The sequence below is a fragment of the Nocardia sp. NPDC060249 genome, assembly GCF_042728755.1.
Taxonomy (GTDB): Bacteria; Actinomycetota; Actinomycetes; order Mycobacteriales; family Mycobacteriaceae; genus Nocardia.
Genome location: NZ_JBHXAQ010000009.1, coordinates 79,471 through 97,369 on the forward strand (window position 1 = coordinate 79,471; position 17,899 = coordinate 97,369).

The 17,899-nt window shown below is 67.7% G+C and carries 19 protein-coding genes; 12 read left to right on the forward strand and 7 right to left on the reverse strand.

Features of this window, described 5'->3' with window-relative positions; translation table 11 throughout:
- Positions 1 to 133: 133 nt before the first annotated feature.
- The gene (locus ACFWFP_RS26595) at positions 134 to 811 is read right to left on the reverse strand and encodes an MBL fold metallo-hydrolase (RefSeq protein ID WP_379299404.1); all 678 of its coding nucleotides are present in this window, start codon (positions 809 to 811) and stop codon (positions 134 to 136) included.
- Between the two features lie 69 nt (positions 812 to 880).
- On the opposite strand from ACFWFP_RS26595, the gene ACFWFP_RS26600 reads away from it, so the two are divergent.
- Positions 881 to 2,863 carry a TPM domain-containing protein gene (locus tag ACFWFP_RS26600; RefSeq protein ID WP_379299406.1) on the forward strand — a complete coding sequence of 661 codons (1,983 nt, stop codon included), beginning with the start codon at positions 881 to 883 and terminating at the stop codon, positions 2,861 to 2,863.
- A gap of 134 nt (positions 2,864 to 2,997) precedes the next feature.
- Here ACFWFP_RS26600 and ACFWFP_RS26605 read toward each other — a convergent pair whose 3' ends face one another.
- Together ACFWFP_RS26605 and ACFWFP_RS26610 are read right to left on the reverse strand one after the other, a co-directional pair.
- Positions 2,998 to 4,299: an acyltransferase gene (locus ACFWFP_RS26605; RefSeq protein ID WP_379299408.1), complete on the reverse strand. Its 1,302-nt coding sequence runs from the start codon at positions 4,297 to 4,299 to the stop codon at positions 2,998 to 3,000.
- 129 nt (positions 4,300 to 4,428) lie between these two features.
- Positions 4,429 to 5,829 carry a glycine--tRNA ligase gene (locus ACFWFP_RS26610; RefSeq protein ID WP_379299410.1) on the reverse strand — a complete coding sequence of 467 codons (1,401 nt, stop codon included), beginning with the start codon at positions 5,827 to 5,829 and terminating at the stop codon, positions 4,429 to 4,431.
- A gap of 188 nt (positions 5,830 to 6,017) precedes the next feature.
- Between ACFWFP_RS26610 and ACFWFP_RS26615 the strand changes: the two genes are divergently transcribed.
- The 9 genes from ACFWFP_RS26615 to ACFWFP_RS26655 all read left to right on the forward strand — a co-directional run bounded on the left by ACFWFP_RS26615 (position 6,018) and on the right by ACFWFP_RS26655 (position 12,749).
- The gene (locus ACFWFP_RS26615; RefSeq protein ID WP_067456316.1) at positions 6,018 to 6,368 is read left to right on the forward strand and encodes a helix-turn-helix transcriptional regulator; all 351 of its coding nucleotides are present in this window, start codon (positions 6,018 to 6,020) and stop codon (positions 6,366 to 6,368) included.
- Positions 6,369 to 6,372: 4 nt separating this feature from the next.
- Positions 6,373 to 6,822: a Fur family transcriptional regulator gene (locus ACFWFP_RS26620; protein ID WP_379299412.1), complete on the forward strand. Its 450-nt coding sequence runs from the start codon at positions 6,373 to 6,375 to the stop codon at positions 6,820 to 6,822.
- 106 nt (positions 6,823 to 6,928) lie between these two features.
- Complete coding sequence (locus ACFWFP_RS26625) at positions 6,929 to 7,222, forward strand: type VII secretion target (RefSeq protein ID WP_379299414.1); 294 nt, start codon at positions 6,929 to 6,931, stop codon at positions 7,220 to 7,222.
- On the forward strand, positions 7,222 to 9,081 hold the full coding sequence (locus ACFWFP_RS26630) for a hypothetical protein (protein WP_379299416.1): 1,860 nt from the start codon (positions 7,222 to 7,224) through the stop codon (positions 9,079 to 9,081). Before ACFWFP_RS26625 ends, ACFWFP_RS26630 begins: the two co-directional genes overlap by 1 nt.
- Positions 9,078 to 9,593, forward strand: coding sequence for a hypothetical protein (locus tag ACFWFP_RS26635; RefSeq protein ID WP_379299418.1), 516 nt, complete (start codon positions 9,078 to 9,080; stop codon positions 9,591 to 9,593). Before ACFWFP_RS26630 ends, ACFWFP_RS26635 begins: the two co-directional genes overlap by 4 nt.
- Before the next feature lie 57 nt (positions 9,594 to 9,650).
- The gene (locus ACFWFP_RS26640) at positions 9,651 to 10,265 is read left to right on the forward strand and encodes a DUF3558 domain-containing protein (RefSeq protein WP_379299420.1); all 615 of its coding nucleotides are present in this window, start codon (positions 9,651 to 9,653) and stop codon (positions 10,263 to 10,265) included.
- Positions 10,266 to 10,277: 12 nt separating this feature from the next.
- Positions 10,278 to 10,658 carry a hypothetical protein gene (locus ACFWFP_RS26645; RefSeq protein WP_379299422.1) on the forward strand — a complete coding sequence of 127 codons (381 nt, stop codon included), beginning with the start codon at positions 10,278 to 10,280 and terminating at the stop codon, positions 10,656 to 10,658.
- Complete coding sequence (locus ACFWFP_RS26650; RefSeq protein WP_379299424.1) at positions 10,655 to 11,992, forward strand: hypothetical protein; 1,338 nt, start codon at positions 10,655 to 10,657, stop codon at positions 11,990 to 11,992. Before ACFWFP_RS26645 ends, ACFWFP_RS26650 begins: the two co-directional genes overlap by 4 nt.
- Positions 11,979 to 12,749, forward strand: coding sequence for an ESX secretion-associated protein EspG (locus tag ACFWFP_RS26655; protein ID WP_379299426.1), 771 nt, complete (start codon positions 11,979 to 11,981; stop codon positions 12,747 to 12,749). Before ACFWFP_RS26650 ends, ACFWFP_RS26655 begins: the two co-directional genes overlap by 14 nt.
- Before the next feature lie 489 nt (positions 12,750 to 13,238).
- Here the strand turns inward: ACFWFP_RS26655 and ACFWFP_RS26660 are convergent, their stop codons facing one another.
- Positions 13,239 to 14,213, reverse strand: coding sequence for a hypothetical protein (locus ACFWFP_RS26660; RefSeq protein ID WP_379299428.1), 975 nt, complete (start codon positions 14,211 to 14,213; stop codon positions 13,239 to 13,241).
- Positions 14,214 to 14,318: 105 nt separating this feature from the next.
- On the opposite strand from ACFWFP_RS26660, the gene ACFWFP_RS26665 reads away from it, so the two are divergent.
- A complete protein-coding gene (locus tag ACFWFP_RS26665) occupies positions 14,319 to 14,927 on the forward strand; it encodes a TetR/AcrR family transcriptional regulator (RefSeq protein ID WP_379299430.1) in 609 nt (202 codons plus the stop codon).
- 109 nt (positions 14,928 to 15,036) lie between these two features.
- Complete coding sequence (locus tag ACFWFP_RS26670) at positions 15,037 to 15,789, forward strand: LGFP repeat-containing protein (protein WP_379299432.1); 753 nt, start codon at positions 15,037 to 15,039, stop codon at positions 15,787 to 15,789.
- A 4-nt stretch (positions 15,790 to 15,793) separates the two neighbouring features.
- On the opposite strand, the gene ACFWFP_RS26675 is transcribed toward ACFWFP_RS26670, so the two are convergent.
- The 3 genes from ACFWFP_RS26675 to recO form a co-directional block, all read right to left on the reverse strand.
- Positions 15,794 to 16,147, reverse strand: a complete 354-nt coding sequence (locus ACFWFP_RS26675; protein ID WP_245915009.1) for a YbjN domain-containing protein — start codon at positions 16,145 to 16,147, stop codon at positions 15,794 to 15,796.
- Positions 16,148 to 16,224: 77 nt separating this feature from the next.
- Positions 16,225 to 17,040, reverse strand: coding sequence for an isoprenyl transferase (locus ACFWFP_RS26680; protein WP_379299434.1), 816 nt, complete (start codon positions 17,038 to 17,040; stop codon positions 16,225 to 16,227).
- Between the two features lie 44 nt (positions 17,041 to 17,084).
- Positions 17,085 to 17,867: a DNA repair protein RecO gene (recO, locus tag ACFWFP_RS26685; protein ID WP_101463905.1), complete on the reverse strand. Its 783-nt coding sequence runs from the start codon at positions 17,865 to 17,867 to the stop codon at positions 17,085 to 17,087.
- Positions 17,868 to 17,899: the final 32 nt, after the last annotated feature.

Here is a 17,899-nt window from a genome sequence, read left to right on the forward strand (position 1 = left end):
GCGGTCTTCGCCTACACCGCCGACCTGGGACTCACCCTCACCGGCCCAGCTTTCACGCTGCGCTGATTCCGCCGAAGGCACTCTCCTTGTCGGCGACGAGGTCGACTGGCGACCGGCCAGGACGACCCGGACGTCACCAACCCCGCGCACGCCATTCGGGCAGATTCGCGCGGTCGGCGCCGAGGGTGGTGTCGTCGCCGTGGCCCGGGTAGACGACGGTGTCGTCGGGGTAGCGGTCGAAGAGCTTGGTGGTGACGTCGGTGAGAAGCGTGTCGAAGTCGGCGGGACTGTGAGTTTTCCCGACTCCACCTGGGAAAAGAGAGTCGCCGGTGAAGAGGTGGGTGTGGCCTGTGTTGTCGGTGAGGGCGAGGGCGATCGAGCCGGGGGTGTGGCCGCGCAGGTGGATGACCTGGAGGGCGAGGTCGCCCACTTCGATGGTGTCGCCGTCTTCGAGCCGGCGGTCGGGGCGGACCGGGAGGTGGTCGGCGTCGAGGGGGTGGGCGGCGGTGGGAACGTCGAGGGACTTGGTGACCTCGGTCAGTGCCTGCCAGTGATCGGGGTGACGGTGGGTGGTGACGAGCAGTTCGATCTGGCCGGGTGTCTCGAGCGCGGTCAGTTCGATGATGCGCTCGGCGTCGTTGGCGGCGTCGATCAGCACCGCGGCGCCGGTGGTGGTGCTCTGGATCAGGTAGGTGTTGTTGTCCATCGGACCGACGGACATCTTCACGATGCGGGCGCCGGGGACGTCGCGCTGCTGGGCGTCCTCGCCCGCGGTGACGTGACCGGTGTACTGGCGAGCGATGGTGACCATGCACCCGATCGTAGAAGCCACGCGCCGCGCTGTCGTGCCGGTGTCGGTGTCGACCGTTAGATTCGACATATGCCGCTGTCGAGTTCGGCCCCACGATCGGTTTCTGTGCTCTGCGCGGTGTTCGCCGTGTTGAGTCTGCTGTGCGCGCCGAGTGCGGTCGCCGAACCGCCCGAGCGAATGGGCCCGCAGGTGGTCGATACGGCGAATGTGCTCAGCGCGGGCGACGAAGCACGCGTGCTCGAGGCGGTCGACACCCTCTACCGCGATCACCAGGTGAAGCTGTGGGTGAACTATGTGCGCACCTTCGGGTCGATGGCGCCACGCGACTGGGCTGCCCGCACGTCCGACCTCTCCGGCTTCAGCGATCGCGACCTGCTGCTGGCGGTGGCCGTCGACGACCGCGGCTACTGGCTCGACGGCACCCTCCCCGAGGCCGTGAGCGACGCCGAACTGGACTCGCTGCTCGCGGGTTCGGTGGAACCCGCGCTGCGCGAACAGAAGTGGGCGCAGGCCGCGGTCGACACCGCCGAGGGTCTCGGTTCGGCGATCCGGGGTGGCGGGGTGCCGTGGGGGGTGCTGATTCTCATCGGGCTCGCCGTGGTCGTGGTGGCCGGTGGCCTGATGTTGTTCTCGCGCAAGCGTCGTGGCGACCGGGATCGTGCCGAGCTGACCACCGCGCGCGAGGTGGACCCGACCGACTCCGCGGCGCTGGCCAGATTGTCGCTGCCGACCTTGCACACGCTCTCCCGCGAGCGGCTGGTCGAGATCGATGACGCCGTGCGGACCAGCGCCGAGGAATTGACCTTGGCCACCAGCGAATTCGGCGATACCGCGGTGACACCGTTCCGCGCCGCGCTCGACGCCGCCCGCGCCGCCACCGCGAAGGCGTTCACGATCCGTCAGCAACTCGACGACGCGATCCCGGAGACGCCGGACCAGCAGCGCGCCATGCTCATCGAGCTGATCGCCACGGCGGGCAAGGCCGATCGCGAACTCGACTCACAGGTCGCCGATTTCGACGCCATGCGCGATCTGCTCATCGACGCGCCCGCTCGGCTGGACACGCTCACTCGCGACATCATCGAGCTGACCGCGCGCATGCCGGGCTCCGAAGCCGAACTCGCCCGCCTGGGTTCGACCTATCCGCCCTCGGTCATCGCGCCGATTCACGACAACGTGCGAATGGCGCAGGAGCGAATCACCTTCGCCGAGAACAACATCGACTCTGCTCGTACCGCGCTGACCCAGCCCGTCGGGCAACAGGGAGGTGCGGTCGCGGCGATCCGCGCGGCCGAGGGGGCGATCGGGCAGGCCAGGACTCTGCTCGATGCGGTCGACCGGGCCGCGACGAATATCCAGCAAGCGCGCGATGGTCTCCCGGCCGCCCTCGAGGAACTGCGCGCCGACTTGGGCTCGGCCGAGAGCCTCACCGAATTCGGCGGCGCCGACCTGGCCGCCGCGGTCTCCTCCGCCACCGCGGCCCTCGATGCCCCGAACGCCGACAGCGATCCCCTCGGTACCTTCCACACCGCGGTCACCGCTGATGCCGAACTGGACCGTGCGATCGCGGCGGCCTCGGATCGCAAACTGGCGGTGGAGGATCTGCGACGCCGACTCGATCGCACCCTCACCGACGCGTCCGCGCGCATCGACGCGGCGTCGTCGTTCATCACCACCCGGCGCGGCGGCGTCGACGCGCAGGCGCGCACCCGGCTCTCCGAAGCGCAACGCCACCTCGCCGAAGCGCGCGGACTCGCGGGCAGCGACCCGGAGCGCGCACTCGTCAGCGCGCAGACCGCCGCCGACCTCGGCGGCCAGGCCATGCAGCAGGCGCAGGCCAGCGTGCAGGCGTGGGAGACGCGTCAGCCGATGTCGGGCGGCGGCTCGCAGACCGGTGCGGTGCTGGGCGGAATCCTGCTGAACGAGCTCCTGCGCGGCGCGATGAGCGGCGGTTCACGAGGCGGTGGCTACGGCGGAGGCGGCGGCTACCGGCCGGGCTCCTACGGCGGTTCATCGGGCTCGCGGCGAGTCAGCCGGGGCGGCAGATTCTGAGCGCTTGACTCACCTGCTCATCGCGCTGATAGAGCTAGGTTCACGCGTCACCTCGGTGATCAGGCCGCTGGTCAGCGAATTGTCGGACCGCCTGGCCAAAGCCGCAATAGCGGTCGGCGAGCGAATCTCCGGCCTCAAGCGGTCGCGGCTTGCTGATCGGCGGACGGCCAGGACAGCTCGGACGCCACGGCGTCGAGTAGTTCGGCGGCGAGCGCGCCGCCGCCCAATCGGCCGATGGTCAACCTGCCGAGGTAGGTGTAGACGAGGAAGGTGACAGCCGCGGACGCCCCCGTCGAGGGCCGGGGGTGTGCGGAGAGGTAGACGATCTCGTAGTCGTCGAGGATCAGCCCGCCGGGGGCGCGGAACGTGGGCACCGTCCCGGTGTTGGTGAGCGCGATATGCCCTGCGGTGGAGTGGATTCGATCCGGACCGAAGAAGTCGGGGAAGTGCAGAACGGACTGTTCGATCACCCCGTCGGCCAGGTCGTTGTGCAGGCTGGTGCCGATCCGGCGGGCGAGAACGACGAGGTCCGCGGTGTCGGCGGCATCCGTGGCGAACGCGGCCAGACCGGACAGGTTGGTGCCCGCTTCCGCGGCGACCGCCGGGTCGAGGCGCCTGCGCAGGTCGACCGGATACACACACGCGACGCGGTCCGCACCCGAGAGATCGCTGTACGCCCGCAACACCGCGGCGGTGACCAACCCGTTGACGCTCACCGCGTGCGCGCGAGCCATCTCGAGCACCCGCGCGGTCGCGACGGTATCCAGCTGAATCCGCTCGGGCCGGGCCAACGTGGCCGGTGCGGCTTCCGGGCGCTCGATCCCGCTCACCGCGTCGGCGACGACGAGCGGGCGCGCCACCGCCTCGAGCCCCGACCGCTGCCCACGCCGGATCCCCCGCTGCGCCAGCAGCAGCTCGAGCGACGCCGGGTACGTACCGGCTGCGGTTTCCGGCTCGGCCACGACGGTTGCCGTGTCCCCGATCTTCCCGGTCTCCACATAGTCGGTGTAGTAGCCCCACAGCCGCGTGAACAGTTCGACGCAATGCCCCGCGTCGGCCACGCTGTGATGCACGAACAACGTGACCCGAGCCCGATCCTCTTCGGCGAGAACCACATCCAGATAGGCCAATTGAGCCCCGGGATCCATGGACTCGGCCGGAACACGCACCTCGTCGGGATCGCCGAAACTCACCCACGCGCCGACGGCCTCGATATGCCCGGGACGCAACAGGATTCCGTTCTCGTCGGCATCTTCGACGATCCGGCACACCAGAATCGGAAACTGCCGCTGCAACGCCGCGAAGGCCGCGCCGAGCCCGGCCGCGTCCAGTTCCCCGAGCACCGTGACCGACCGCCCGGTGAAGGTCGCGTGCCGCACGAATCGTTGTTCCGACGGGTCGAGCACCCGCACCACGTCTTCCGTTTCCCACAGCACAACGAAGATCGTGAGGCAAGCGCCCAGCCAACGCAAACCGTCAGCTACGCAGTGTGATCAACCGCCCAGTGCGCGGACATGGAAGAGCCCGCACCGAGATACCGGTGCGGGCTCCGTGGACCTGGCGTATCAGGCGCCGATCAGTCGTGCTGCCAGGTAGGACTCGACCTTGTCCAGGGCGATGCGTTCCTGGGCCATCGAGTCGCGCTCGCGGATCGTCACCGCGTGGTCGTCGATGGTGTCGAAGTCGACCGTGATGCAGAACGGGGTACCGATTTCGTCCTGACGACGGTAGCGGCGGCCGATGGCACCCGCGTCGTCGAAGTCGACGTTCCAGTTGCGGCGCAGCTGGGCGGCGAGATCCTTGGCCTTCGGGGTCAGGTCGGCGTTGCGCGAGAGCGGCAGCACCGCGGCCTTGACCGGCGCGAGGCGCGGATCCAGACGCAGGCTGATCCGCTCTTCGGTCGTGCCCTTCGCGGTGGGCACCTGGTCGACGGTGTAGGCGTCGACCAGGAAGGCCATCAGCGAACGGGTCAGACCGGCGGCCGGCTCGATGACGTACGGCGTGTAGCGCTCACCGCTCGCCTGATCGCGGTAGCTCAGGTCGACGTTCGAGTGCTCCGAGTGCGTCTTGAGGTCGTAGTCGGTGCGGTTGGCGATGCCCTCGAGCTCGCCCCACTCGCTGCCCTGGAAGCGGAAGCGGTACTCGATGTCGGTGGTGCCCGCCGAGTAGTGCGACAGCTTTTCCTTGGGGTGCTCGAACAGGCGCAGGTTCTCCGGGTCGATGCCGAGGTCGGTGTACCAGGCCAGGCGGGTCTCGATCCAGTACTTGTGCCACTCGACGTCGTCGCCGGGCTTGACGAAGAACTCCATCTCCATCTGCTCGAACTCACGCGTACGGAAGATGAAGTTGCCCGGCGTGATCTCGTTGCGGAAGCTCTTGCCGATCTGGGCGATGCCGAACGGCGGCTTCTTGCGCGCGGTCTCCTGGACGTTCTTGAAGTTGACGAAGATGCCCTGTGCCGTTTCGGGACGCAGGTAGTGCATGCCCTCTTCGTCGTCCACCGGGCCGAGGAAGGTCTTGAGCAGGCCGGAGAAGTTGCGCGGTTCGGTCCACTTGCCTGGCTGGCCGGTGTCGGGATCGTTGATGTCGGCCAGGCCGTTGGCGGGCGGGTGGCCGTGCTTGGCCTCGTAGGCCTCGATGAGATGGTCGGCGCGGTAACGCTTGTGCGTGTGCAGCGACTCGACCAGCGGATCGGAGAAGGTGGCCACGTGGCCCGAGGCCTCCCAGACCTGGCGCGGCAGGATCACCGAGGAGTCGAGACCGACGACATCGTCACGGCTGGTGACCATGGTCCGCCACCACTGCCGCTTGATGTTGTCCTTCAGTTCGACGCCGAGCGGACCGTAGTCCCACGCCGACTTGGTGCCTCCGTAGATCTCACCGCACGGGTAGACCAGACCCCGGCGCTTGGCGAGGTTGGCAACGGTGTCCACCTTCGACTTGGGTGCCACGCGAGATTTCTCCATCCACTGCGAGTCGGAATTGTTCGCTCCGTCGGCGCTATCGCGATACGACGTAGCGTTGGTATTGCGTTAGAGCGTATCGGCACCCGTCCAGTGAGTTTGCAGCACCCGAGATGTCCGCGCGGCGCGTCATTTGACATGCGCAATTGTGCATATCAAAATGGAATCTGTTTCCATTAAGGAGTTGGTTCATGACCACCGAGGCCGCGCCCGCGCACCCGCACAACCCGTACCACTCCCCCGCCCCCGCCGCCGTGCCGTCGCGCACGGTACTCGAGGACGCGGGCGAGCTGTTGCGGGCACTGGCCGCGCCGGTGCGCATCGCCATCGTGCTGCAGTTGCGTGAGTCGCCGCGCTGCGTGCACGAGCTGGTCGACGCGCTCGGGGTCACCCAGCCGCTGGTGAGCCAGCATCTGCGCATTCTCAAATCGGCGGGCGTCGTGCACGGTGAGCGCTCGGGCCGCGAGGTGCTCTACGAACTCGTCGACGATCATCTGGCCCATATCGTGGTCGATGCCGTCGCCCATGCCGAGGAAGGGTAATCCGATGGCAGACAACGCCTCCGCGAAGCAGGTCGGGGTCCGCAGCACCCGCCAGCGCAGTGCCATCTCGGCCCTGCTCAGCAATATCGACGAGTTCCGTTCGGCGCAGGAATTGCACGACGAGCTCCGCAAACGCGGCGAGGGCATCGGCCTGACCACCGTGTACCGCACCCTGCAGTCCCTGGCCGACGCCGGCATGGTCGACGTACTGCGCACCGACACCGGCGAATCCGTCTATCGCCAGTGCTCGAGCGGCCACCATCACCATCTGGTGTGCCGCCACTGCGGGCGCACCGTCGAGGTCGAGGGCCCGACGGTCGAGGCCTGGGCCGAGACCATCGCGAGCGAACACGGCTTCACCGAGGTGAGCCACACACTCGAGATCTTCGGCACCTGCCGCGAGTGCGTGCGCAGCCGGGCCGACGCCGACGAGGACCAATCCGCATCAGTGTGACTCACATCACATAACGGAACCTTCGCTTCGCGAGCCCCGTCCAACCTTCACGAAGGGACCGGTCCGCACGGGCGCGCAGTCCTCTCGGCAGCGGAGGAGGGGCATCGTGAGTGGGACCCTGGGCGTCGAGCCCGATCAGTTGAAGACCATGGCGACGACCTGGCGTCGGGAGGCAGCCGAAGTCGACGCGCTGAGCTGGGCGGCCGCGAGCGAGGCGACCGGTGACGGCAGCGAGGTGCTCGCCGCCGTCCGCGGGCTGACCGACCCGGCGTCGCAGGCGATGGGCTCGATCGCGACCCGGTACACCACGCTGGCCGACCTTGTCGACAAGTTCTCCGCCGACATTCAAGCCAAGGACGCCGAGACCGCGGGCGAAATCGGGAAGCTCGGTACCCGCTGATGCGGCCGACGATCCCCCAGCTCGACACCTGGAATCTGGAAGGCTTGCACCGCGCCGGGGAAGCCGCGCGCGCCAACGCCGACATCCTCTCGACCTCGGTCGACGACTGCTCGCGGGCGACCTCGGCGGCGGGGAGCTGGTACGGGCAGACCAAAGACGCGGCCTCGCGGCGAATCGACGAGGAAGTCGATCACGGCTATGAGGTCCGCACCGTGTTGCTCCGTGTGGCCGACGACGCCGAAGACGCCTACCAGGGCTTGAAGCACGCCAGAACCTATGTGCTGGAACAGAAGAACCTCGCGGTCGGGCAAGGTTTCGCGGTCGCAGCCGACGGCCGGGTGACCCATTCCGATCCGGAAAAGGAAGGCGCCGCGGGAGTTTTCCAGCTCAACCTGCTCAGCGGGTTGGACGAGCTCGAACGCCTCGACAGCCTGTTCGGCACCAGGCTGCGGGAATCGATGGGCGACCTCGGGGCGATGCGCGACGGGCAGCCCGATATCGCCCTCGCCGACGGTTCGATGCGGGACCCGGACGCGGTCGCGATCCAGCTGGCGTCGATGTCGCCGGACGAGCGGGCGACATTCCTGGCCGGGTTGAGTCCCGACGCGCAACGTCAGCTGGTGATCGCGGCGCCGGAGAAGCTGGGCAATCTGAACGGGGTGCCGTTCGTGATGCGCATCGAAGCCAACGAGATCAATGTCCGCAACGCGCTGACGTCGGAGAAGGCCAAGCCGAATCGGGACGAATCGCGGGTGAAGCAGTTGGAATCGATGCTGGCGCCGATCCCGAATCCCGAAGGCGCGGGCACGCTCGACGCCACCGCCGCCGCGACCGGCGATGCGGCGACAGCGCGACTGGACATGGTCGACCGCAAGTTCGTCATGTTCAGCACCGAGGGCAACGGCCGAATGATCGAGATGGTCGGTGAGATGACGTCGGGTGCGCCCGGTGTCGGGGTGTACGTGCCCGGCACCAGTACGAATCTCAACGGTTCTGGGTCGAATCACGTGGCCGCGTGGAATCTCGCCGATCAGACCGGCGGACCGATCTTCCTCTACATGGAGGGCGATTTTCCGCAGAGTCTGACCAGCCTCTCCGATGGTGCGCCGAGCCCGAAATTCGCCGCGGATATGGCGCCTCGACTTGTCGACTTCGGTCGCGAGATCGACCGGGAAGTAGGTGTGACCGCGCCGGGAACGCCGGTTTCCTATGTGGGACATTCCTATGGTGGTTCGATTGTCGGCTCGGCCGAGCAGTTGGGTCTGCGGGCTGACCGCATCCTGCACGCTTCTTCGGCGGGCACCGGTGTTTTCGACACGGGCTGGAACAACCCGAACCCGAATGTTCAGCGGTATTCGATGACAGCACCCGGGGACTTGATCGGTGTGGTGCAGTCGTATCCCGAAGGCGGGCTCAGCATTCCGGGCGGATTCACGATTCCCGGCAACCCGCACGCATCCGCCGAATTGGGCGGTGATCCCGACGAGGTACCCGGGGTGACGCGACTCGATACCGGCTTCTACAGCGACTCCTCCACGAACCACCCCACCGAGGTCGTCTTCGGCACCGACGGGCACGGGAAGTATTGGGACGACCCGAGATCGACGGCGTTCGAGAACATCGTCGGCGTTATCGAGGGGTCGAGTGCGACCGCGTATGTGGAACGAGGAATCGAAACACCGTACGTCGATATCGGTGTGGGCGACAACGGCGACGGCGGCAAGGAGGGGTTCGACGCGGCGAAGGCAGCTGCTGCCGCTCGCATCGCAGCAGCTCTCGGCAACCCCGACCTCGATCCGTACGCCGATCCCCGCATCACCGACAATGCCGGTCCCGGCCGAACGATCGACATCCCATGACGAAAGCGATGATCGCGGCGTGCCTGCTGATGATCACCGCGGGCGTCACGGGATGCGGTGGTTTCCTCCACGAAGGGCCGACCAACCAGCGGATCAAAGACACCACGGGGCTGACCGTCGCCGAAGCGGGCGCGACTGTCGAGCACAATTTCGAGCTCATCTGGCCGCGGAAGGGACCTGTCGAGATCGCGAATCTGACCTTGCCGGGCACGGGCTGTCGAACGAACCCGAATTCTCTGATGTCCGAAGGCCCGCCGTGGCGTCCCCGGTACACGAGGGAGCAAGTGAACCCGTCCCCGGAGTTCATCGACCAGGCGATGGCGAATCTCGCGGCGATGACCGCACGCGGCTTCACCCTGGTACCGAGCCAGCGGCCGGACAACGACCCGGTGAACCGGTTGTACCGCGACCCGGCCGGCTACACCGTCGCGTCGTCCCGGGATACCTCCGTGGGGCCGAGGAACGAGGTGCGGTTCTCGATGACCGCGTCCGCTCCCTGCGCGGCGGAGTAGAACGTGAGCTGTCGCGATGTGTGTCGGAGTGACTACGATCTCGGGAGCGGGGACGTCGTGAACGAGCACCAGTTCTGTGGGAGGGACGAAGGCATGGCAGTTCGAGGTCGAGTGGCGGGGGTGTTCGGCGTTGCCGTGGGGGTGGGGTTGGCTGTCGTGGGGTGTGGGAACGGCGAACCGGGGACGGCTGCTCCGCAGACGAGCGGTGCGAGTGTGGCGGCGAGTCCGACTTCGGTGGATGCCGAGGCGAAGGTGTGGGATCCGTGTTCGCTGCCGGATTCGGCTGTCGCTGCGGTCGGGATGAACGTGGGAAGCAAGAAGAAGGATGTCGCGGGAGTGGACTTCACTGGATGGAAGGTCTGCAACTGGACGGACTCGGCTAAGAAGTACACCTTCTCTGTGATGTCGTCTTCACACACTCTCGCCGAGTCCAGGCAGCGAACCAGCGAGTACACCGGATGGACCGACCTCCAGGTCGGATCCCGCAATGCGCTCGAGTTCCGACCGATCGGGTCCGCGAACGACGTCGCTTGCTACGTCAGTGTCGAAGTGCCGGCCGGGTCGGTCGATTTCAAGGTGCAGAACCGCGTCAGCGCTGAAGGGGTCGGCGAACCTTGCGGCGAGGCCCTGCGATTGAGCACCGCGCTGGTTCAGTACTTGCCCGCAAGCTGAGGGGGACAGCTGATGGTTCTCGGCATAGATCCAGCTCAATGGAGCCGACTACTCGGCCAGGCAGAGGCCGGTCAACTGTTACTGGATCCCACGACCGGCAAAGACCTGGATCGCGTGTGCGACGACCACTTGGACCGGCTCGAGGAAGTCTACGAGATGGTCGAAAGTGTGCGACGGGTCGGCGGATTCGGCTCGTTCGACTCGAGCAAGATCCTCGAGAACAAGTTCTCGCTCACCGCCGCCGGAGGTGAGCGCGCGTTGGATACAGTGATCAGGCAGCACATCGAAACGGTCAAGACAGCGAAAGAGGTTGTGGCCAAAGCGATTGCGAACTTCGTCACCCAGGACGAAGCGACCGGTGCCGAGATCTCCGCGACAGGAGAACACCTGTGACGTATGAGGACTACAAAAGCAAGGTGATCGCCGCTCAGGAGCAGTGGAACACCGAGCGGGCCAAGATCTACGACCGACAGCGCGCGGGCAACTACGCCACGATCTTCGGCGGCGATATCCAACCCCCGCACATCACCACCCCGGACAACTACGACAGCATGACGCTCGAGCAGATGCAGGCGGCGGTCGCGGCGATGAAACCGCAGCTAGTCGATGACGCGGTCACCGCGTGGGCGAATATCGGCGGTGCGCTGATGGGCACCTTCACCGGGTTCAACCAGCAGTTCGCCCGCACTGTCACCGGCGCAGGCGGCCACAGCGGATGGACGGGTGCGGCAGCTTCCGCCGCCGTCGCCGCCGTGAACAACTATGCGCAGCAATCGATTCCGCTCTCCCAGGCCGCGACCGCGATCAGTCTCAAACTGACCGAGATGCGCACCGGGATCGAGCAGACCCAAGCGTTGATGCCCGGCCTCACCGAGCGCACCAACGTCACCGGCAAGTCGCTGCCCGCCGACGGTGTGATGAAGGTCGACGATCACAACCGCGACGAAGCCACCCAGGAAGGCCGGCGGATCCTGCGCTCGGTGTACAGCCAGGTCGCCGGCCAGACCGACAACGGCGTGCCCTTCTTGCCGACCGCGCCGACCATCGTCGGCGATCACGGCGAGCCCGGCAGCGATGGTGGCACGAATATTGTCGGCAACCAGGGTGATTCGACCACCAACGGCACCGACTCCGAAGACCCTGCAGCGGGAACGCCCGGCGACAACGCCACGCCTGAGGCATCCGTGGTCGAACCGTCTTCCACCACAACAACTTCGACCGATCCCGCCTCGACCACACCCCAGAGCAGCACCACCACACCGCAATCCACCACCACCACCGGAACCACTCCGAACACCGCTACGCCCGCCAGCCCCGGCGTAACAACGCCAGCCCTCGGCAGACCCGGTGTCGGTACACCGGGCACCGGCGCCCCCGGATCCGGCAGACCCACCGGCAGCGGGCCCGGCGGGTCGGGCACCCCCCGCGGCAACGGCACCCCGACCAGCCCCACGCCCGGCCAGGGCACCCCTGGCACCCCCTCCCCCGCTGCCACGGCGGCAACCGGACCCCGCGCGGGCACCACCTCCGCCGCCGGTCGCGGCGCAGCGGGTATCGGCGGCATGGGCGCACCCGGCGCAGGTCGCGGCAATTCCGACGACGAACGAACCAAGGATATTCCCGACTACCTGATCACCCAGGAACACGGTGACCTCCTGCTCGGCGCGGACCAGATCAGGACCGTGCCCCCGGTGATCGGCGGAGACGACGACAGTGCACCGCGCTGAATTCACCGGCATCGAATTCGAGATCCTGTGGTCCGGCTACGGCCGTGACCGCCTGCCCTATCCCCTCCAATACCGCACCGACATAGCCGAATTCGACGAGCTGAAGCGGCACCGGGAAGCCGCGGTGGACGCCCTCCTGCGCAAGTACGATCCGGTGGTAGAACGCGCCCTCGCCGTCCTGCTCGACCCCGAGGCCAGGGTGGAGTCCAAAGGCTATGTGGGCCAGGACAACGCGAATGTCATCCGCTTCCACGGCGCGATCCGCGGCACGGTCGGCGCCACCCTGCAGCAGGCGCCGGGCGCCGCGGAGGACACCGGCGCCGACGTCACCCTCACCTACTGCACCCCCAGCCAGGTGGCAGCCCTGACCATCGCGGCCCTCCCCCGCACGAAACCGGGCAAGAAGGCTCCGGTCGAGGTCCGCCGTGACCAACTGTCCGCCGAAGAAGACCACTTCGAATACCGGGCAGGCCGCCTCAGCTCGGTCGACCAGCTCAACCGCATGTTCCACCGCCCCCGCCGCGCCTTCGGCGAAATATCGGCCCTCTCCGGCCCGGCCCTCGACTCCCGCCCCACCCCCGCCCGCACCTTCTGGTGGATGGACTACCCCGACGGCCGCTACTACGTGAAAACCGGCGACCCCATCGTCGCCGAGCCCCTCCCCACCGACCGGATGATCGCCGGCGTCTACCGCATGCTCACCCGAGCCCAGCGCTACCACCAAGAATTCGGCACCGACGACTACCGCACGGGATAACCGAACAGCACCCGATGCAGCGATTACCCGCCTATTCACTTCAAATTCTGCAGCGAATAGCGAGTACTCGAAGGCGAGCTCGACGCGGCGTCGGCCCGATCGTCCATCGCGCGCAGGCTCGGTGTTGACATCGGTGCGACCACGCCCACCGACCGCCGGGTCGACGGCGTCGTCGATATGGTCCTCGACGCAACCCGCCATCACGACCGACCGGTGACCGCGGAGCGCCTGTTCGGCTGGCCCGCCGGACTCTTTCCCACGGGCTACTCCGGCATCTCACGAATTCGGGTGGGCGGCTGGCGAACCGATGAGACCGGACCGATGGAGGTCATCTCCGGACCATACGGTCGGCAGCGAGTCCACTTCGAAGCCCCGCCCCCATGCACCGCTTCCTGGCATGGGCGATCATCACCACAACGTCCCAGGCAACATAAGCGCCACAACGCTCCGCACGACAGTGGGTCGTGCGGAGCGTTTTCGTGGAGATGGTCAGGCGGGAACGGCCACCGGTTCGGGAGATGCGGTAGGCGTGGGCTCCTGGCGGGAGCGGAGGGCGCCGAGGCCGAGGAGAGCGACTCCGCCTGCCGCCCAGGCGAGCAGGACGGCGAGGGGGGCGAAGGCGCCGGCACCGTCGAAGTAGGCGACCGAGCGGAGCAGGGAGGCGGCGGCGCCCGGGGGAAGCAGTTGGCCGAGGGTGCCCCAGGGCTGGGGCAGGAGTTCGGGGGCCGAGGTGGCGGCGGAGAACGGGTTGCCGACCAGCAGCATGGTCAGGGCGCCGAGGCCGATGCCGGGGCGCCCGATGGCGGCGGCCAGGCCGACGATGACGGCGGCGACGGCGAAGGAGGCCAGGCCCGCGATGGCGGCCAGTTCGAGGTAGGAGCCGGGCAGGATCGAGAGCCAGGTGTGGAAGATGAGGGCGCTCAGGAGCCCGCCCGCGATACCGAAGGCGGCCAGGCCGGCGAGCCGGGCCCCGAAAGCGGGGACCAGCAGGGTGAGCAGGACGCCCGCTGCCATGCCGGACATGACCAGCGGCAGAACCATGGAGCCGAAGCCCGCGCCGCGCTGATCGTCGGGATCGATGGCGATCACGTCCTCGACGGGAGTGGCGGGGATACCGCCGAGCTGTTGCGCGATGGCCGTGAGCTGCTGGGCGACGGCGGGCGAGGCGGCGGAAGCGACCAGGACCTGTGGTGCGCCGTTGCCGGTGACGATGGCGCCGTAGATCTCGTTGTCGGCCAGTGCGGTTCGCGCCTCGGAGACATCGGCGACGGTGGTGATCTCGAAAGCCTCGGGATCGCGCTGCCGCAGCTGCTGGGCGACCTGGGCGGAGCCAGGACCCGCGACGGCGATCGGCAGATCACGCGGGCCGATATTGACGGCGGGCCAGGCGAAGGCGATCAGCATCAGGGCCTGGATCGCGGTGGCCGCGAGGCCGAGAGCTACTGCTCGGCGGGTGATCGTCATGCGGTTGTTCCCCTCAAAAGCGAATGTTCGTTCTTTTTGATGTTTCCTACCGTGACACCGCCCACCTCGCTTGTCAAGAACGGACATTCGTTTTACTTTTGACCCATGCCCCGAGTCAGCGAAGAACACCTGGAACGCCGCAGGCAGCAGATCCTCGACGCCGCGCAGCTGTGCTTCGCCAGGAAGGGGTTCCACGAGACGTCCATGCAGGACGTGTTCGCCGAATCGCAGATGTCGGCGGGTGCGGTCTACCGGTACTTCACCAGCAAGAACGAGATCATCGGCGCCCTGGTGAGCCACACCATGGGACCGTTGCGCGAGCGGCTCGCCGAGATCATCCGCACCGAGACCCCACCTCCCCCGGCGGAGGTCATCCGGCTGCTGACCACCGAGATCGTCAAGCGGAGTGGACCCGACGGGCCGCTGCGCCTCGCCCCGCAGGCCTGGGCGCTGGCTCTGGTCTCGCACGAGGCGGCCGTACCGGTGCGCACAGCGCTCGCGTCCATGCGCGAGCTGTGGCTGGAGTACGCCGAACGGCTGTGCGAAACCGGCTGGCTTCCCCCCGGTACCGATCCCGGCGTGATCGCCAAGACGATCATCGGGTTGCTCCCCGGATTCATCCTGCAGCACTTGCTGCTCGAGGACGTCGAACCGGACGATTTCGCCCGCGGCCTCGAGGTGATGCTGCCGGGACCACCCCATCACCCCAGGTGAGCAAGGCCACTGTTGCCACCGCCGCCGAACGGGTAGGTTCGGGTGCGGCACCGGAGGGGGTCCCGAGCGCCGGACATCGTTGAATACCGATCCGACCAGGGAGTTTTCTGTGACTTTGCACCGTCGAACCCTTCGATCACGCGGCCTGACCGCGCTGGCAGCCGTCACCGTCGTGGCCGCGCTGCCCGCGGCGATGGCAGGCACCGCGCAGGCGAGGACGATCGGCGGATTCGAGGTGGGCGGCGCGATCGAGACCGAATACGACCAGGCGGGCGGCCCGGCGCTGGGCGATCCCACCTCCCCGGAAACCGACGCGGCGGCCGGCGGCAAGTACCAGACCTTCGCCAACAACGCGGCCATCTACTGGCATCCCGACACCAACGCCAACACCGTCGCGGGCCAGATCCGGGACAAGTTCGCCGAGACGGGCAACGAGTCGGGCAAGCTCGGCTACCCGACCACCCGCGAGCAGTCCACCCCGTCGGGCGGCGGTCGCTTCAACCACTTCCAGCAGGGCTCGATCTACTGGTCCGTCGGCACCGGCGCACACCAGATCAGCGGCCCGATCCGCGACAAGTGGGCGGCGCTGGGCTGGGAGTCGAGCCCGCTGGGTTTCCCGCTCACCGACGTGTCCGCGGCGGGCAAGGGCGACGGCCAGTTCACCATGTTCCCGACCGGCGCCATCTACTGGACCTCGAAGACCGGCGCGCACGCGGTGTGGGGCAGCATCCAGGCCGACTGGATCCGCGCGGGCGGCGAAAACGGCCGCTACGGCTACCCCACCAGCGACGAATACGACTACCAGGGCGGCAAGGCCCAGGATTTCACGGGCGGCAAGATCACCTGGAAGCCCAGCAACTGATGCGCTACGGCGCGAGCAACCCCTGACGGGCTCGGCTCGCGCCGGACAGGGCCAGCAGCAGCATGGTGGTGAGTGCCCCGTCGTCGAGACCTTCGGCGGGGAAGGTGTAGCGCAGGATGACATCGCCCAGTTGACCCCGGGCGATCAGCGTGACCGAACCGAACTGGATCTCGTTGTTGCGTTCGGCAACGCGCTTGTGCAGCGCCGTCTTGAGCGGGCGATCCCACGCCAGCACGCTGGTCAGCGACAGCACGGTGAGGCCGGGTGCGAGGGTGACGGCGCGGATCGAGCACAGGGCGCCGTCGTATTCGAAGCCGAGCGAACCGTCCGCGTCCACCCGGACATCGACGTCCTGCATCTGCAGGCACGCGCCGGTGCGCGCCTGCAGGTCGATTTCGGGTGAGACCGTGGTGTCCATCTCGGCTCCGTCGTCACTCATTTGGCGCCACCGAAGCGGCGATCGCGCTTGGCGTATTCCAGGCACGCGTCCCACAGGTTACGCCGGTCGAAGTCGGGGAAAAGCGTGTCCTGGTAAACGAATTCGGCGTAGGCCGCCTGCCAGATCAGGAAGTTCGAGCTGCGGAACTCGCCGGAGGGGCGCAGGAACAGATCGACATCGGGCATGTCGGGTTCGTCGAGATACTTCGCGACGGTGGCTTCGTCGACCTTCTCCGGGTCGATCTCGCCCGCGGCCACCCGGCGCGCGATTTCCCTTGCGGCATCAGCGATTTCGGCACGACCACCGTAGTTGACGCACATGGTCAGCGTCATCACGTCGTTGTCCCTGGTGAGCTCTTCGGCCACCTCGAGCTCCTTGATCACGCTGCGCCACAGGCGAGGCCGGCGACCGGCCCAGCGCACCCGCACACCCATCTCGTGCATCTCGTCGCGGCGGCGGCGGATCACGTCGCGGTTGAAGCCCATCAGGAAGCGCACCTCGTCGGGGCTGCGTCGCCAGTTCTCGGTGGAGAAGGCGTAGGCGGAGAGCCACTTCACGCCGATCTCGATACAGCCTTCGACGGAGTCCATGAGCACGGCCTCGCCGCGTTCGTGTCCGGCGGTGCGTGGCAGGCCACGCTCCTGGGCCCAGCGGCCGTTGCCGTCCATCACCAGCGCGACGTGGTTGGGGACGAGCTCGTGCGGGATCGCGGGCGGACGCGCGCCGGAGGGATGCTGAGACGGCGGCCGCACGGTGCGGGTGCCGTCCTTGCTCGCGGGAGAAGAGTCACGACGCAGGATCACGGCGTCCATCCTGCCTGATCGCCGGGTACGGGTTGCACGGGCTCCGGGTTTGCTCAGCCGACCCGGCCGACGACAGCGGCGTCGGGCCGGTCCGCGGGTTCGATGCGGGATCGCTCGATCAGCGGCAGCGTGCGCAGCTGGCGTTCCAGGTGCCACTGCAGGTGGGCGGCGACGAGACCGCTGGCCTGGCGGCGGACGTTGTCGGGAACGCTGTCGATGTAGGCCCACTCCCCCTTCAGCAGGGCGACGAGCAGATCGAGTACCCCGGTGATGGGCGTGCTCGCGCCCGGGGGACGACAGTGCACACAGACCGCGCCGCCCGCTGCCACGTGGAAGGCGCGGTGCGGGCCGGGCGTCGCGCAGCGGGCGCATTCGTCGAGTGCGGGCGCCCAGCCGGCGAAACCCATGGCGCGCAACAGGTACGCGTCGAGGATCAGTTCGTGGGGTCGCTGTTTGGCGGCGATCGCGCGTAGGGCACCCGCGGTGAGTACATGCAGTTTCGGGGCGGGTGCGCGTTCTTCGCCCGCGAGGCGCTCGGCGGTTTCGAGGATCGCGCACGCGGTGGTGTAGCGGCCGTAGTCGTCGATGATGTCGGCGGCGAACGCCTCCACGGTGATGACCTGGGTGACGATGTCGAGGGTGCGACCCGGATGCAACTGCACGTCGATGTAGGAGAACGGCTCGAGCCGCGCCCCGAACTTCGACTTGGTGCGGCGCACCCCCTTCGCCACCGCCCGGACCAGCCCGTGTTGCCTGGTCAGGAGCGTGACAATGCGATCGGCCTCGCCCAGCTTGTGCTGGCGAACCACCACCGCCTCATCCCGATACAACCGCACGCGCCCAGTCTTGCATGCGCGCCCGACACCGC